The organism is Parvularcula oceani (assembly GCF_000733125.1).
Lineage (GTDB): Bacteria > Pseudomonadota > Alphaproteobacteria > Caulobacterales > Parvularculaceae > Parvularcula > Parvularcula oceani.
On the sequence record NZ_JPHU01000003.1, the window covers coordinates 78,362 to 90,916 of the forward strand.

The 12,555-nt window shown below is 67.8% G+C and carries 11 protein-coding genes; 2 read left to right on the plus strand and 9 right to left on the minus strand.

Going from position 1 to position 12,555, the window contains the following annotated elements; genetic code table 11:
- Window positions 1-33: 33 nt before the first annotated feature.
- The 5 genes from rpoB to IE88_RS0104610 all read right to left on the minus strand — a co-directional run bounded on the left by rpoB (window position 34) and on the right by IE88_RS0104610 (window position 7,765).
- Window positions 34-4,119 carry a DNA-directed RNA polymerase subunit beta gene (gene rpoB / locus IE88_RS0104590; protein WP_031550838.1) on the minus strand — a complete coding sequence of 1,362 codons (4,086 nt, stop codon included), beginning with the start codon at window positions 4,117-4,119 and terminating at the stop codon, window positions 34-36.
- Between the two features lie 322 nt (window positions 4,120-4,441).
- On the minus strand, window positions 4,442-4,822 hold the full coding sequence (rplL, locus tag IE88_RS0104595; RefSeq protein ID WP_031550841.1) for a 50S ribosomal protein L7/L12: 381 nt from the start codon (window positions 4,820-4,822) through the stop codon (window positions 4,442-4,444).
- A gap of 18 nt (window positions 4,823-4,840) precedes the next feature.
- Window positions 4,841-5,362 carry a 50S ribosomal protein L10 gene (gene rplJ / locus IE88_RS0104600; RefSeq protein ID WP_031550844.1) on the minus strand — a complete coding sequence of 174 codons (522 nt, stop codon included), beginning with the start codon at window positions 5,360-5,362 and terminating at the stop codon, window positions 4,841-4,843.
- Window positions 5,363-5,627: 265 nt separating this feature from the next.
- A complete protein-coding gene (locus IE88_RS0104605; protein ID WP_031550847.1) occupies window positions 5,628-6,950 on the minus strand; it encodes a metal-dependent hydrolase family protein in 1,323 nt (440 codons plus the stop codon).
- A 50-nt stretch (window positions 6,951-7,000) separates the two neighbouring features.
- Window positions 7,001-7,765, minus strand: coding sequence for a hypothetical protein (locus tag IE88_RS0104610; protein WP_156032372.1), 765 nt, complete (start codon window positions 7,763-7,765; stop codon window positions 7,001-7,003).
- 178 nt (window positions 7,766-7,943) lie between these two features.
- Here IE88_RS0104610 and IE88_RS0104615 point away from each other — a divergent pair, with 178 nt between their 5' ends.
- Together IE88_RS0104615 and IE88_RS0104620 are read left to right on the plus strand one after the other, a co-directional pair.
- Window positions 7,944-9,083, plus strand: a complete 1,140-nt coding sequence (locus IE88_RS0104615; RefSeq protein ID WP_031550853.1) for a bifunctional 2-C-methyl-D-erythritol 4-phosphate cytidylyltransferase/2-C-methyl-D-erythritol 2,4-cyclodiphosphate synthase — start codon at window positions 7,944-7,946, stop codon at window positions 9,081-9,083.
- Window positions 9,083-9,583, plus strand: coding sequence for a CinA family protein (locus IE88_RS0104620; protein WP_031550856.1), 501 nt, complete (start codon window positions 9,083-9,085; stop codon window positions 9,581-9,583). The genes IE88_RS0104615 and IE88_RS0104620 overlap by 1 nt, the downstream gene beginning before the upstream one ends.
- Before the next feature lie 15 nt (window positions 9,584-9,598).
- Here the strand turns inward: IE88_RS0104620 and IE88_RS0104625 are convergent, their stop codons facing one another.
- The 4 genes from IE88_RS0104625 to IE88_RS0104640 all read right to left on the minus strand — a co-directional run bounded on the left by IE88_RS0104625 (window position 9,599) and on the right by IE88_RS0104640 (window position 12,475).
- Entirely contained in the window at window positions 9,599-9,982 is a 384-nt protein-coding gene (locus IE88_RS0104625; RefSeq protein ID WP_036766605.1) for a response regulator, read from the minus strand.
- Between the two features lie 121 nt (window positions 9,983-10,103).
- Window positions 10,104-10,727, minus strand: coding sequence for a histidine phosphotransferase family protein (locus IE88_RS0104630; RefSeq protein WP_031550862.1), 624 nt, complete (start codon window positions 10,725-10,727; stop codon window positions 10,104-10,106).
- A gap of 45 nt (window positions 10,728-10,772) precedes the next feature.
- Window positions 10,773-12,143 carry a M23 family metallopeptidase gene (locus IE88_RS0104635; RefSeq protein ID WP_051881508.1) on the minus strand — a complete coding sequence of 457 codons (1,371 nt, stop codon included), beginning with the start codon at window positions 12,141-12,143 and terminating at the stop codon, window positions 10,773-10,775.
- Between the two features lie 119 nt (window positions 12,144-12,262).
- A complete protein-coding gene (locus IE88_RS0104640) occupies window positions 12,263-12,475 on the minus strand; it encodes a hypothetical protein (protein WP_031550869.1) in 213 nt (70 codons plus the stop codon).
- Window positions 12,476-12,555: the final 80 nt, after the last annotated feature.

The window sequence follows — 12,555 nt, forward strand, 5'->3', positions numbered from 1 at the left end:
GAAGGGGCGGGGCCGGTCGCCCCGCCCTCTTCCTTATCGGTTCTGCAGCTCGACGTTCAGGCCGAGGCTGCGCATTTCCTTGACGAGAACGTTGAAGCTCTCGGGGATGCCGGCCTCGAAGCTGTCATCGCCGCGGACGATGGCCTCATAGACCTTGGTCCGGCCGGCGACGTCGTCCGACTTCACCGTCAGCATCTCCTGCAGCGTGTAGGCGGCGCCATAGGCTTCGAGGGCCCAGACCTCCATCTCGCCGAAGCGCTGGCCGCCGAACTGCGCCTTGCCGCCCAGCGGCTGCTGGGTGACCAGGCTGTACGGGCCGATCGAGCGGGCGTGGATCTTGTCGTCCACCAGGTGGTGCAGCTTGAGGAGGTATTTGTACCCCACCGTGACCGGCCGGGCGAACCTGTCGCCCGTGCGCCCGTCATGCAGCGTCACCTGGCCGGTCTCGGACAGACCCGCCTTCTTCAGCATCTCGACGATCTCGGCCTCGCGCGCGCCGTCGAAGACCGGCGTGCCGATCGGAACGCCCTTGATGAGGTTCTTGCCGAGCTCTTTGAGCTCGTACTCGTCCTCGGGCAGCTCCTGGTCCTCGCCGTACACGTCCTTCAGCTTCTGAAGGTACTCGGCCTTCTTGGCATCGTCGCGATTGTACTCCTCGAGCGCATCGCCGATCTGGCGGCCGAGGCCGCGGCAGGCGAAGCCCAAGTGAGTCTCGAGGATCTGCCCGACATTCATACGCGAGGGCACGCCGAGCGGGTTCAGGACGATGTCGACGGGCGTGCCGTCCTCGAGGAAGGGCATGTCCTCCATCGGAGCGATCTTGGAGATGACGCCCTTGTTGCCGTGACGGCCGGCCATCTTGTCACCCGGCTGGAGCTTGCGCTTCACCGCGACGAAGACCTTGACCATCTTCATCACGCCCGGGGGCAGCTCGTCGCCGCGTTGCAGCTTGTCGACCTTGTCCTCGAAGCGCGCCTCGAGCCGCGCGCGGCTCTCGTCATATTGCTTCTTCAGGCCCTCGATCTCGCCCATCGCCGCTTCATTGGCGAGGCCGATCTTCCACCACAGGCCCTTTTGCAGGTCGTCGAGCTGGCTGCGCTCGATCGTGCCCTTCTTGAAGCCCTTGGGTCCGGACACGGCCTCGGCGCCCGCCAGCATGTCGGCGAGACGGCCATAGATGTTCCGCTCGAGAATGGCGAGTTCGGCGTCGCGGTCCTGCGCGAGGCGGTCGACCTCGTCGCGCTCGATCGCCTGGGCCCGCTCGTCCTTGTCGACCCCGTGGCGGTTGAAGACGCGCACCTCGACCACCGTGCCGGACACGCCCGGCGGCAGCTTCAGCGAGGTGTCGCGAACATCCGCCGCCTTCTCGCCGAAGATCGCGCGCAGGAGCTTCTCTTCCGGCGTCATCGGGCTTTCGCCCTTGGGCGTGATCTTGCCGACCAGGATGTCGCCCGGATGCACTTCGGCGCCGATCGCGACGATGCCGGCCTCATCGAGGTTCCGCAGCGCCTCTTCGGAGACGTTGGGGATGTCCCGCGTGATCTCTTCGGGGCCGAGCTTGGTGTCGCGGGCCGCGACCTCGAACTCCTCGAGGTGGATCGAGGTGAAGACGTCGTCGCGCACGATGCGCTCGGAGATCAGGATCGAGTCCTCGAAGTTGTAGCCGTTCCACGGCATGAACGCGACGAGCACGTTCTTGCCGAGCGCCAGCTCTCCGAGGTCCGTGGACGGACCGTCGGCGACGATGTCGCCCGCCTGCACCGTGTCGCCGATCTTCACGAGCGGACGCTGGTTGATGCAGGTGTTCTGGTTCGAGCGCTGGAACTTGCGCAGGTTATAGATGTCGACGCCCGACTTGGTGGGGTCGGTCTCTTCTGTCGCGCGGATCACGATGCGCTGGGCATCGACCTGCTCGACGAAGCCCGGACGGCGCGCCGCGATGGCCGCGCCCGAATCGCGCGCGACGATCGCTTCCATGCCGGTGCCGACATAGGGCGCCTCGGCCTCGATCAGCGGCACCGCCTGGCGCTGCATGTTCGAACCCATCAGGGCGCGGTTGGCGTCATCGTTCTCGAGGAAGGGGATGAGCGCCGCGGCCACCGAAACGAGCTGCTTGGGCGAAACGTCGATATAGGCGACGTCCTCGCGCGGGACGAGCGTCGCGTCGCCGGCGATCCGGCAGTTGACGAACTCGTTGGCGAAGCTGCCGTCTTCGTTGAGGTCGGCGTTCGCCTGGGCGATCGCGAAGCGCTGCTCCTCCATCGCCGACAGATAGACCACCTCATCGGTGACCTTGCCGTCGGTGACGCGGCGATAGGGGCTCTCGATGAAGCCGTATTTGTTCACCTGCGCATGGGTGGCGAGCGAGTTGATGAGGCCGATATTCGGGCCTTCCGGCGTCTCGATCGGGCAGATCCGGCCATAATGCGTCGGGTGGACGTCGCGCACCTCGAAGCCCGCGCGTTCGCGCGTCAGGCCGCCCGGCCCGAGGGCGGACATGCGGCGCTTGTGCGTGATCTCGCTGAGCGGGTTCGTCTGGTCCATGAACTGGCTGAGCTGCGAGGAGCCGAAGAATTCCCGCACCGCCGCGGCTGCCGGCTTCGCGTTGATCAGGTCGTTCGGCATGATGTTGTCGATCTCGACCGACGACATGCGCTCCTTGATCGCCCGCTCCATCCGCAGAAGGCCGATGCGGTACTGGTTCTCCATCAGCTCGCCGACCGAACGCACCCGGCGATTGCCGAGATTGTCGATGTCGTCGATCTCGCCCTTGCCGTCGCGCAGGCCGTTGAGGACCTTGAGGACTTCGAGAATGTCCTCCTTGCGCAGCGTGCGCTGCTCGTCCGTGACCTCGGCATTGTCGAAGCCCAGGCGCATGTTCATCTTCACGCGGCCCACGGCGGAGAGGTCGTAGCGCTCCGCATCGAAGAACAGCCCGCCGAAGAGCGACTCAGCCGTCTCCAGCGTCGGCGGCTCGCCGGGACGCATGATGCGGTAGATGTCGATGAGCGCCGTCTCGCGATTGGTGTTCTTGTCCGCCGCGAGCGTGTTGCGCATGTAGGCGCCGGTGTTGACGTGGTCGATGTCCAGCGTCTCGAAGCGCGTGATGTTCAGCTCGGCGAGCTGGTCGAGAATGTCCTCGGTCACCTCGTCGCCGGCCTCGGCATAGATCTCGCCGGTTTCGGTGTTGACGATGTCGCGCGCGAAATAGCGGCCGATCATCTGCTCGCGGGTCAGGAAGAAGGCTTCGACGCCCTGCTCCTCGAGCTGCTTGACCGTGCGGGCGGTGACCTTCTTGCCGCCTTCGACCACGACCTCGCCCGACCTGGCGTCGACGAGACCGGCCTCGGGCTTGGTGCCTTTGATCGCCTCGGCGTCGAAAGGCACGGTATAGCCGTTGCCCTGCGCCTCATGCGTGACGCGCTTGTAGAAGACCTCGAGGATGTCCTCCTGATCCATGCCGAGGGCATAGAGCAGCGTCGTCGCCGGCAGCTTGCGGCGGCGGTCGATGCGGACATTGACGATGTCCTTGGGATCGAACTCGAAATCGAGCCAGGAGCCGCGATAGGGAATGATCCGCGCGGCGAAGAGCAGCTTGCCCGAGCTGTGCGTCTTGCCCTTGTCGTGGTCGAAGAAGACGCCCGGGGACCGGTGCATCTGGCTGACGATGACCCGCTCGGTGCCGTTGATGATGAAGGTGCCGTTGTCCGTCATGAGCGGCATGTCGCCCATGTAGACTTCCTGCTCCTTGATGTCCTTGATCGACTTGGACTCCGTGTCCTCGTCGACCTCGAACACGGCGAGCTGGAGCTTGACCTTCAGCGGCGCGGCATAAGTCATGTCGCGCTGCATGCATTCTTCGGTGTCGAATTTGGGCTCTTCGAACTCGTAGGAAACGTATTGCAGGTAAGCCGTCTCGGTGAAGTCGGTGATCGGGAAGACCGATTTGAACACCGCTTCCAGGCCGTCGCGACGACGGTCGTCGGGCTTGACGAAGCGCTGGAGGAAGGCCTCGTAGCTCTCCTTTTGAACCTGAATGAGGTTCGGCATTTCGGCGGCATCGCCGATCCTGCCGAAGCCCTTGCGGATGCGTTTCTTCTCGACGAAGCTCTGAGCCATCAAAGGTCCCTTTCGCGGGGTGGGCGAGCCGGTCCGGGCGCTTCCTTCCGCAGAAAGCAGGGCCCGATCGCGGGCTCCCCGAAACGGCGAACGGCGCCCGTGCCGGCAAGGCAGGAGCGCGCCGTCGCATCACACCGAATTAGTTTGTCTTAACGATTTGTCGTCGCACGTGCACAGCCAGTCACCCGGGGGCCGCACCCGGGAGTGAAGCGAGCAGATAGCGCCCGGCAGAACCGAATGCAAGCGGCTTGCTACACAGTTCCGGACATGAAGAAGCCCCCGCCAATGGCGGGGGCTTCGACTTTGCGGAAAGCCGCGAAGCTTACTTGAGTTCGACGCTCGCGCCGGCCGCTTCGAGCTTTTCCTTGAGCTCGTTGGCTTCGTCCTTGGAGACCTGCTCCTTGACGGTTTTCGGCGCGCCTTCGACCATTTCCTTGGCTTCCTTGAGGCCAAGGCCGGTGATCGCGCGGACTTCCTTGATGACGTTGATCTTCTTGTCGCCGGCGGCGGTCAGAACGACGTCGAATTCGGTCTGCTCCTCGGCCGCGGCACCGGCGTCGCCGCCGCCCGGGCCGGCCATCATGACCGCGCCGCCGGCGGCGGGCTCGATGCCGTATTCGTCCTTGAGGAGGTTCTTCAGCTCATTGGCTTCGAGCAGGGTGAGGCCGACCAGCTGTTCGGCGAGGGCTTTGATGTCTGCCATGATAATCTGTCCTTGTGCTTACGCGTCTTCGCGCTCTTCGAGCGTCTTTGCGATGGAGGCGAGGTTCGACGCCGGCGCGGTGACGGCGTTGATGAGGTTGGAGGCCGGGGCGATGATCTGACCCACGATGGAAGCGATGATCTCCTCGCGGCTCGGCATGTCGGAAAGGGCTTTGATGCCGCCTTCGTCCATGGTCTCTTCGCCCATCCGGCCGCCCAGGATGGTCAGCTTGTCGTTGTCCTTGGTGAACTTGACGATGACCTTGGGCGCGGTGACGGGGTCTTCGGAATAGGCGATGACCGTCGGGCCGGTGAAGAGGTCGGCGACGTCGCCGCCGGGCAGGTCCTTCAGAGCGATCCGGGCGAGGCGGTTCTTCACCACCTTCACGCCGCCGCCCGCTTCGCGCATCTCATTGCGAAGCTGCGACACCTGGGCCACCGAAAGGCCGTGATTCTGCATCACGACCAGGACCTCGTTGTCGTTGAGGACGCCCTTCATCCACTCGACCTGATCGGCCTTCTGGGCTCTCGATAGAGGCATAGGCGTTCGGTCCTTGAGGGCGGGCCGACGACCCGCCTTGGGCTGCACTTGCCCGCTTGCGCGGGCGACGAACCGTTCGAGGACAGATGAGAACGAGCGTGCGGCGGAGCGGACGCTCCGGGCGCATTCATGCCGCTCACCTCGTCTGCACAGGGCTTATGGGATGCCTGCGGTCTCGGACGGGCGCGGGATCTCTCCCGCTAGAGGGCGCGCGTGTGGCAGAAGGGCGGAGCTTTGTCCACCCCCCTTGCGCGGCGGGGCCGCCTCAGCCCCGCGGGCCTTCGGGCGACTTGAAGACCTCGCCGTCCTTCATGACGAAATCCACGTCCAGCATGGCCGAGATGTCCTCGAGCGGGTCCTCGTCCACCCCGACGAGGTCGGCTTTCTTGCCGGCCTCGACCGTACCGAGCATGTCGGATTTGCCCAGGTTTTCCGCGCCCTCGACGGTCGCGCTGCGCAGCGCCTCCATCGGCGTCAGGCCGGCCTCGACCAGAAGCTCGAACTCGCGGGCATTCTCGCCATGTCTCGACACGCCCGAATCGGTGCCGAAGGCGATGGGCACGCCCGCCTCGTGGGCGCGGCGCGCCATGTCGAGCATGCGCGGGCCGACTTCGCGCGATTTGGCGCGCTGGAACTCGGTCAGGAAGGTGTCCGGATCCTCCGCCCACTCGGCGACGGTGACGCCGGCCAGGATGGTCGGCACGAGATAGGCGTCCTGCCGCCGGAACTCGCGCGCCGTGTCGCGGTCGAGATAGGTGCCGTGCTCGATCGAATCGACGCCGGCGCGCAGGGCCGCCTCGATGCCGGCCTTGCCATGCGCATGCGCCGTCACCTTGCGGCCCATCGCATGGGCGGCATCCATGATCGCCGTCAGTTCCTCGTCCGTGAATTGCTGCTCGGTGCCCGTCGCCGTGTTGGAGAGGACGCCGCCCGTCGCCGTCAGCTTGATGTGGTCGGCGCCGCGCCGGACCTGCTCGCGCACGGCTGCGCGGCAAGCGTCGGGGCCGTCGCACACGCCGGTCGAATGCATCAGCGCTGCGACATCGTCGCGATAGCCCTGCGTGCCGTCCCCATGGCCGCCCGTCACCGAGATGGTGGAGCCCGAAGCATAGATGCGCGGCCCGTCGACCCAGCCCTGCTCGACCGCCTCGCGCAGCGCGAAGATCGCGTCGCCGCCGCGGGCGCCGACATCGCGGACGGTGGTGAAGCCGGCCATCAGCGTGTCACGGGCGTGCTTCGCGCCGTACATGGCCCGGTCGCCCTCGGACATCTCGACGGCTTGGAGACGCTGCTGCGGATTGTTCTCGGAGGTGAGGTGCACATGCCCGTCGATCAGGCCCGGCATCACGACCATGTCCCGCAGGTCGTGGACGACCACCTCGCCCTCCCCCGCCTCGACATCGTCCGCGGAAAGATAGCCCTCGGAGACGGCCTCGATCAGGTCGCCCCGGATCACGACGGTGCGCTCTTCGAGCGGCGCCTCGCCCGGGACCGCCAGAAGCGTGCCGGCATGCACGAGGTGCACGTCCTGCGCGGCGGCGAGAGTGGGAAAGAGAACGGCTGCGGCGGTGAGGAGGTATCGTTTCATCCGGGGATCAAAGCGCGTGCGTCCCCCGCCGTCACCCCCGCTCGGCAGCGTCAGGCGCCGGGCTCGGCGGCGACGAAGAGCCGGACATCGGCCCGGTCGGGGACGAAGAAGTCCGCCTCGGGCGGGCGGTTCGGCGCCGCCTGCGCGAAGAGGCCGGCGTTCTGCAGGACCTCGAGCAGCGCCGCGCCGTGCCCGTCCACGCTCACGAAGAGGCCGTCGCGCGCATTCGGCGCGACGGTCAGGATCCCGTAGGGGCCTTCGACCGGCATGCCGCTGCGGCGCAGGGCGTCGACCATCTGCGCCGCATAGAGACGCGCTTCCTCATTGGGCGCGGAGGTGACTTCGATGCTGAAGCTCTCCTCCTGCGCCCGCAGGCCCTCGGCGATGGTGACGGCCTGTTCGGCCCGCAGCGCCGGCATCGCGCGCGCCTGCCGCGCGGTGGCGGGCGCGGGCGTCTCGGCCGCCTCAGCGTCCGAGGCGTCTGCGAGAGGCGCAGGCACCTCGCGGCTGCGGGCCCGTGCGAGCTGCCGTTCGAGGGCGGCGTTCTGCCGGCGCACGGCCTCCGCCTCCCAGCGGGCATCTTCCGCTTCGCGAAGTGCCGATTCGGAGGCGGATTCGAGCCTGCCGAGCGCGAAGCGGGCATCTTCGGCGACCTCGTTCGCCTCGGCGAGCGCGAGTTCCTGCCTGCGGTCGCGTTCCCCGGTCGTCGCCGTGGCGGCGAGCGCGAAGAGCGCGGCCAGCGTCACGGAAACGACGAGGCCGGTCGTCGCCGCATCGTGGACGGCGCTCAACATGCTGGCAGACAATTCGTTCAAGGCAGGCGGCATCCTCACACGTCCCTCCCGAGCATCGGTCGGACCGATCGTCTTGGTTAACGCGAGATCTTGCTCGAAAGGTGGCGCGTCTTTGTCCAGACACAAGTCCATGAACGGGCCGCTCTTGCCTAAGGCGCACGGAGTGGCGACGAAGACACAGCACCATGGGAGGACCGTCTTGACCACAGCCGCTCTGATCGTCGCCGCCGGCCGGGGGGCCCGCGCAGGAGGAGGCGGCCCCAAGCAGTACCGCCTGCTCGACGGCCGGCCCGTGCTGACGCGCACGATGGAGCTCTTCGCGCGCCACCCGCGCATCGACCGGGTTCTCGCCGTCATCCATCCGGAGGACGAGGCGGCCTTCGAGGCCGCCTGCCCGGGCGCGGACTACGTTCACGGCGGGGCGGACCGCCAGGCCTCCGTCCGCCTGGGGCTGGAGGCGCTCGCCGGTGATCCGCCCGACCGCGTGCTGATCCATGACGGCGCGCGGCCCTTTGTCGGGCCAGCGACGATCGGCGCGGTGATCGACGCCCTCGACCGGCACGAGGGCGCCCTCGCCGCCCTGCCCGTCACTGATACGCTGAAGCGGGAAGACGGGAACGGCGCCGCTGCGGCCACCATGCCGCGCGACGGCCTGTGGCGGGCCCAGACCCCACAGGGTTTTCGCTTCGCGACGATCCTGGCCGCCCATCGCAGCGCCCCCTCCGGCAGCGCCACGGACGATGCGAGCCTGCTCGAAGCGGCGGGCCGCCCGGTGGCGCTGGTGCCCGACGACCCGACCAACATCAAACTGACCTATCCGGGAGATTTCGCTCTGGCCGAACTGCTTGTGCAAAGAGAAACTCGAACGGGCTTCGGCTATGACGTCCATGCGTTCGACGAGGGGGAGGCGGTCATTCTCGGGGGGATCCGGATACCGCATACGCATAGCCTGAAGGGGCATTCGGACGCCGACGTGGCCATGCACGCCCTGACGGACGCGCTCTACGGCGCCTTGTCGGAGGGGGATATCGGCCGGCATTTCCCACCCACCGACGAGCAATGGCGGGGCGCGCCATCGGATGTCTTCCTGCGCCATGCGGCAGGCCTTCTCGCCGATCGCGGCGGGCGCCTGACCAGCGCGGACATCACCCTGATCTGCGAGGCGCCCAAGATCGCGCCCCATGCCGAGGCGATGCGCGAATCCCTCGCGCAGGCGCTCGGCTGCGAGGTGTCGCGGATTTCGGTCAAGGCGACGACGAGCGAGGGCCTCGGCTTCACCGGCCGCCGCGAGGGCATCGCCGCGCAGGCCGTCTGCACGATCAGTGTACCCGTATCCTGATGACGAATTCTCTTGCGCAGAAGGTGGTGCGGGAAGCGCGGACGCGCCGCGCGACCGTCGCGACCGCTGAATCCTGTACCGGAGGGCTCGTCGCCGCGGCGATCACCGATGTCGCAGGCGCATCGGCCGTCCTGCGCCAGGGCATCGTGTCCTATGCCAATGAGGCGAAGACGGATCTCCTCGGCGTGCCCGCCGCTCTCATCGCGCGGCATGGCGCCGTCAGCGCGGAGGTGGCGGAGGCCATGGTGGCGGGTCTTTGCGCCCGCACGCCGCCCCTGCCGCGATCGGCGGTGACGGTGGGCGTCTCGGTCACCGGCATCGCAGGTCCCGGCGGGGGCAGTCCGGGCAAGCCCGTCGGCCTCGTCTGGTTCGGAATGTCTGGCCCGCAGGGCATCCGGCTCGAGCGCAGGGTCTTTGCGGGCGGCGACCGGCGCTTCGTGCGCGAGCGCAGCGTCGAGACGGCCCTGCGCTTCCTGCTGCAGACGGTCAGGACCGTCTGACGGTAGCGCGTGCCGTCAGGCGACGCTTCTCTTGGGCGCGTCGAACCCGGCCTTCCGCATCACCTCGGCAAGATCGTCGCGGTCGAAGGGCTTGAGCACGTGATAGGCAGCTCCCGCCGCGCGGGCGAGCGAGAACTGGCGCGGGTCGTTCTCGCTCGCGCAGAGGATGATGGCGGGCCTGCGCTCCTCCGCCAGAAGAGCGGCCTCCCGCAGGAAATCGAGCGCCCCCAGCGACGGCAGGTCCCAGTCGAGAAGCACCACGTCCACGCCGTCCTTACAGCGGGTGATGGCGGCCTCGGCAGTTCGCGCTTCGGTGACTTCGTGACCGAAGGCGCGAAGGATGTCCGCGGCGATGCCGCAAACGACTGCCGAATCATCGACGACGAGGCATGAAGCCATCAAGGATTCCCCTTTGTCCTACAGCGCGAGGCCTCTCCCCGACCTGCCTCACAGGGCTAGTCCTTCCCGCTGAAGAGGCCGTTAAGCGGGAGCGTCGAATGCGCCCTATCCGGCCTCCGGCTCAGCGCTGCGCGGTGAAGACGACCGTCTCCTCATCGGCCTGCTCGGCGGTAATGCTGCCGCCGATCGCCTCCATCAGCAGGGCGGCGAGATAGGCCGGGGACGCCTTGGCTTCGAGATCGTCCAGCCGGCGCCCGAGCGCCGCCGACAGATCCTCGCCGAGCTTGGCGCGGCGCCCGCGGGCCGTCACCTGCACCCGGTCGGGGCCGGCTTCGGCGGTCACCTGGCTGCCCGCCCGCGGCACGCAGCGCTCTGCGATCAGGAGAAGGTTCAGGAGGACCCGCGCCATCGGCTTGTCGAGAGCGGGCTCGGAAACCTGCCAGTCGAGTTCGGCCTTCACATGGGCATAGAAGCCCTCCGCCAGCTCGCGCGCCTCGCGCATCTCGATCTGCCCCTCCCAAGAGCCCGAGGCGCCGAACGCGCTGCGGGCGAAGGTGAGGAGCGCGACCGTCTTCTGCGTGCTCTCGCGGATGAGACTCATCGCGTGCTCGCGCATCTCGGCGTCCTGCTCGCCGTCCAGCACCTCGATGCCGGTGTTGAGCGCGCCGACCGGGTTCACGAGATCGTGACAGAGGCGGGATGCAAGCAGCGAAGCGACGAGGACGATCTCGCGGGAGTCGGTCATGGAAGGCTCCGATGGGTCGAACGGCGCCTGCTTGTGCCGCGATGGTTAACCATTCGTTGCCGCCGCGATCGTCAGGGGCTGCATCCGCAGCGCGTCGATCTCGTCCCTGCGCGCCCGGAAGGCCTCCAGCATCGCCTCGTCCAGAACCCGGCCCGTCGCGACCTCGATCGTCATCGGGTTGAGGGCCTTCGCGCCCTTGAGCACCTCGTAGTGCAGATGCGGCCCGGTGGAGCGGCCCGTGCTGCCGACATAGGCGATCACCTGCCCCTGCCGAACCGTCGCGCCCTCGCGGATGCCGGGCCCGAACCCCTGAAGATGCGCATAGGCGGTCTCGAAGCCGCCGCGATGCCGGATGCGGACATAGTTGCCGAAGGACCCGAACCAGTCGGCCCGGACGATCACGCCGTCGCCCGCCGCCATGATCGGCGTGCCCGGGCGGGCCCCGAAATCGATGCCCTTGTGCTGCCGCGTATAGCCCGAGATCGGGTGCCGGCGGCGCCCGAAGGCGGAGGTGACGCGCGCGCCTTCGATAGGCGTCTTCATCAGGAGGCGCTCGGCGCTTTCGCCGCCGGCATCGAAATAGCGGGGCTCGCCCGACCCCTCGAAGCGGTAATATCCCCTGGCGTCGCGCTCGCCGCGCCAGGTCAGCCCGGCGAAGAGGATGTCTCCCGTTCCAAGAGGCCGCCCGGCCTCGTCCACGAAGACCTCGTAGACCACTTCGAACCGGTCGCCGCGGCGAATGTCCCGCCCGAAATCGACGTCGTAGAGAAAGAGGTTCGCGAACCGCGCGGTCACCTCCCGCGGCACTCCCGCCCGGCGGCCCGATGCGAAGAGGCTGTCCTCGATCACGCTCGCCGCGAAGGCATAGCGCGTGCGCACGTCGACCGTCTCGGCGCGGGCCTTCCACCCCTCGCCCGTGCGCCAGGCAAGGACGCGGCGCCCGGCTTCGGGGAAGAGCCGGATCCGGGCGAGCCGCTCCGCCCTGTCGCCCGCGGCGCGCTGATAGACGGTCAGGGGCACGGGGGTCGCGGCGACCTCCACCGCCGCGCCCGGCGCGATCGCGCCGGGATCGAGAACCTCCGACAGCGCATCGACCGCCTGCGCGATCTGGCCCTCGGCGAAGCCCTCCTGCGCCAGCGCGCCTGCAAGAGAGCCGCCCTTCTCGACGAGGACAGTCCTAAAGGCCGCCTCCTCTCGCGCGGCCTCGCGGAGGAGCGCGTAGCGGGCGAACAGCCCCGCCTCCCGCTCCGGCGGATCTTCGAAGAGGCGCTCGGCGGCCTCTGCGCGCAGCTCGGAGCCGGACAGCGAAGGCGCCTTCGAGTCGGAGGGGACGCTGCTGGCTCCTGCGCCGCAGATCACGAGCAGCAGCGCCGCAGCGAGTATGCGTCCGATCGGCGTCGAGGTCGTCAAGGCCATTCCCCATCCTCCGAATGTCACGCCCCGGCAGTTGCAACCAGCGGGCCGCGCGACGGAAGGTGGAGAAAGTGTGAATGCCGGTCAATTTTTCGCGAGGCACCAGTTCCGGCAGCGTGCCCTCACTTCGCCGACCGCATCTCCTCGAGCACCTCGGAGACGTAGGCGTCGATATCCATATCTCCCGTATCCGTGCCCTTCAGCCGTTCCCGGACGAGGTGGGGAAGCGTTTCGGGATCGGGCTCCCCCGATGCGGAGACCGTGGCGCGGATGACGTTCCGGATGGCCTCGGCGTCAGCGGGCGCCTCTTTCTTCTCTTCGTCAGTTGTGGTCATCAAATCCTCCGTCGAAACGCTCAGATGGCGCGCGGGGCGCAAACGCCAAGCCGCACCGTCACCGCCGCCGGCGAATTGGG

What these genes read in the sequence shown, in the direction of transcription:
- IE88_RS0104630 (WP_031550862.1), bottom strand. Translation starts at nt 10,727, where the DNA reads ATGACCGACTCCCGCGAGATCGTCCTCGTCGCTTCGCTGCTTGCATCC.
- IE88_RS0104620 (WP_031550856.1), top strand. Translation starts at nt 9,083, where the DNA reads ATGACGAATTCTCTTGCGCAGAAGGTGGTGCGGGAAGCGCGGACGCGC.
- rplL (WP_031550841.1), bottom strand. Translation starts at nt 4,822, where the DNA reads ATGGCAGACATCAAAGCCCTCGCCGAACAGCTGGTCGGCCTCACCCTG.
- IE88_RS0104640 (WP_031550869.1), bottom strand. Translation starts at nt 12,475, where the DNA reads ATGACCACAACTGACGAAGAGAAGAAAGAGGCGCCCGCTGACGCCGAG.
- IE88_RS0104625 (WP_036766605.1), bottom strand. Translation starts at nt 9,982, where the DNA reads ATGGCTTCATGCCTCGTCGTCGATGATTCGGCAGTCGTTTGCGGCATC.
- rplJ (WP_031550844.1), bottom strand. Translation starts at nt 5,362, where the DNA reads ATGCCTCTATCGAGAGCCCAGAAGGCCGATCAGGTCGAGTGGATGAAG.
- IE88_RS0104635 (WP_051881508.1), bottom strand. Translation starts at nt 12,143, where the DNA reads ATGGCCTTGACGACCTCGACGCCGATCGGACGCATACTCGCTGCGGCG.
- IE88_RS0104605 (WP_031550847.1), bottom strand. Translation starts at nt 6,950, where the DNA reads ATGAAACGATACCTCCTCACCGCCGCAGCCGTTCTCTTTCCCACTCTC.
- rpoB (WP_031550838.1), bottom strand. Translation starts at nt 4,119, where the DNA reads ATGGCTCAGAGCTTCGTCGAGAAGAAACGCATCCGCAAGGGCTTCGGC.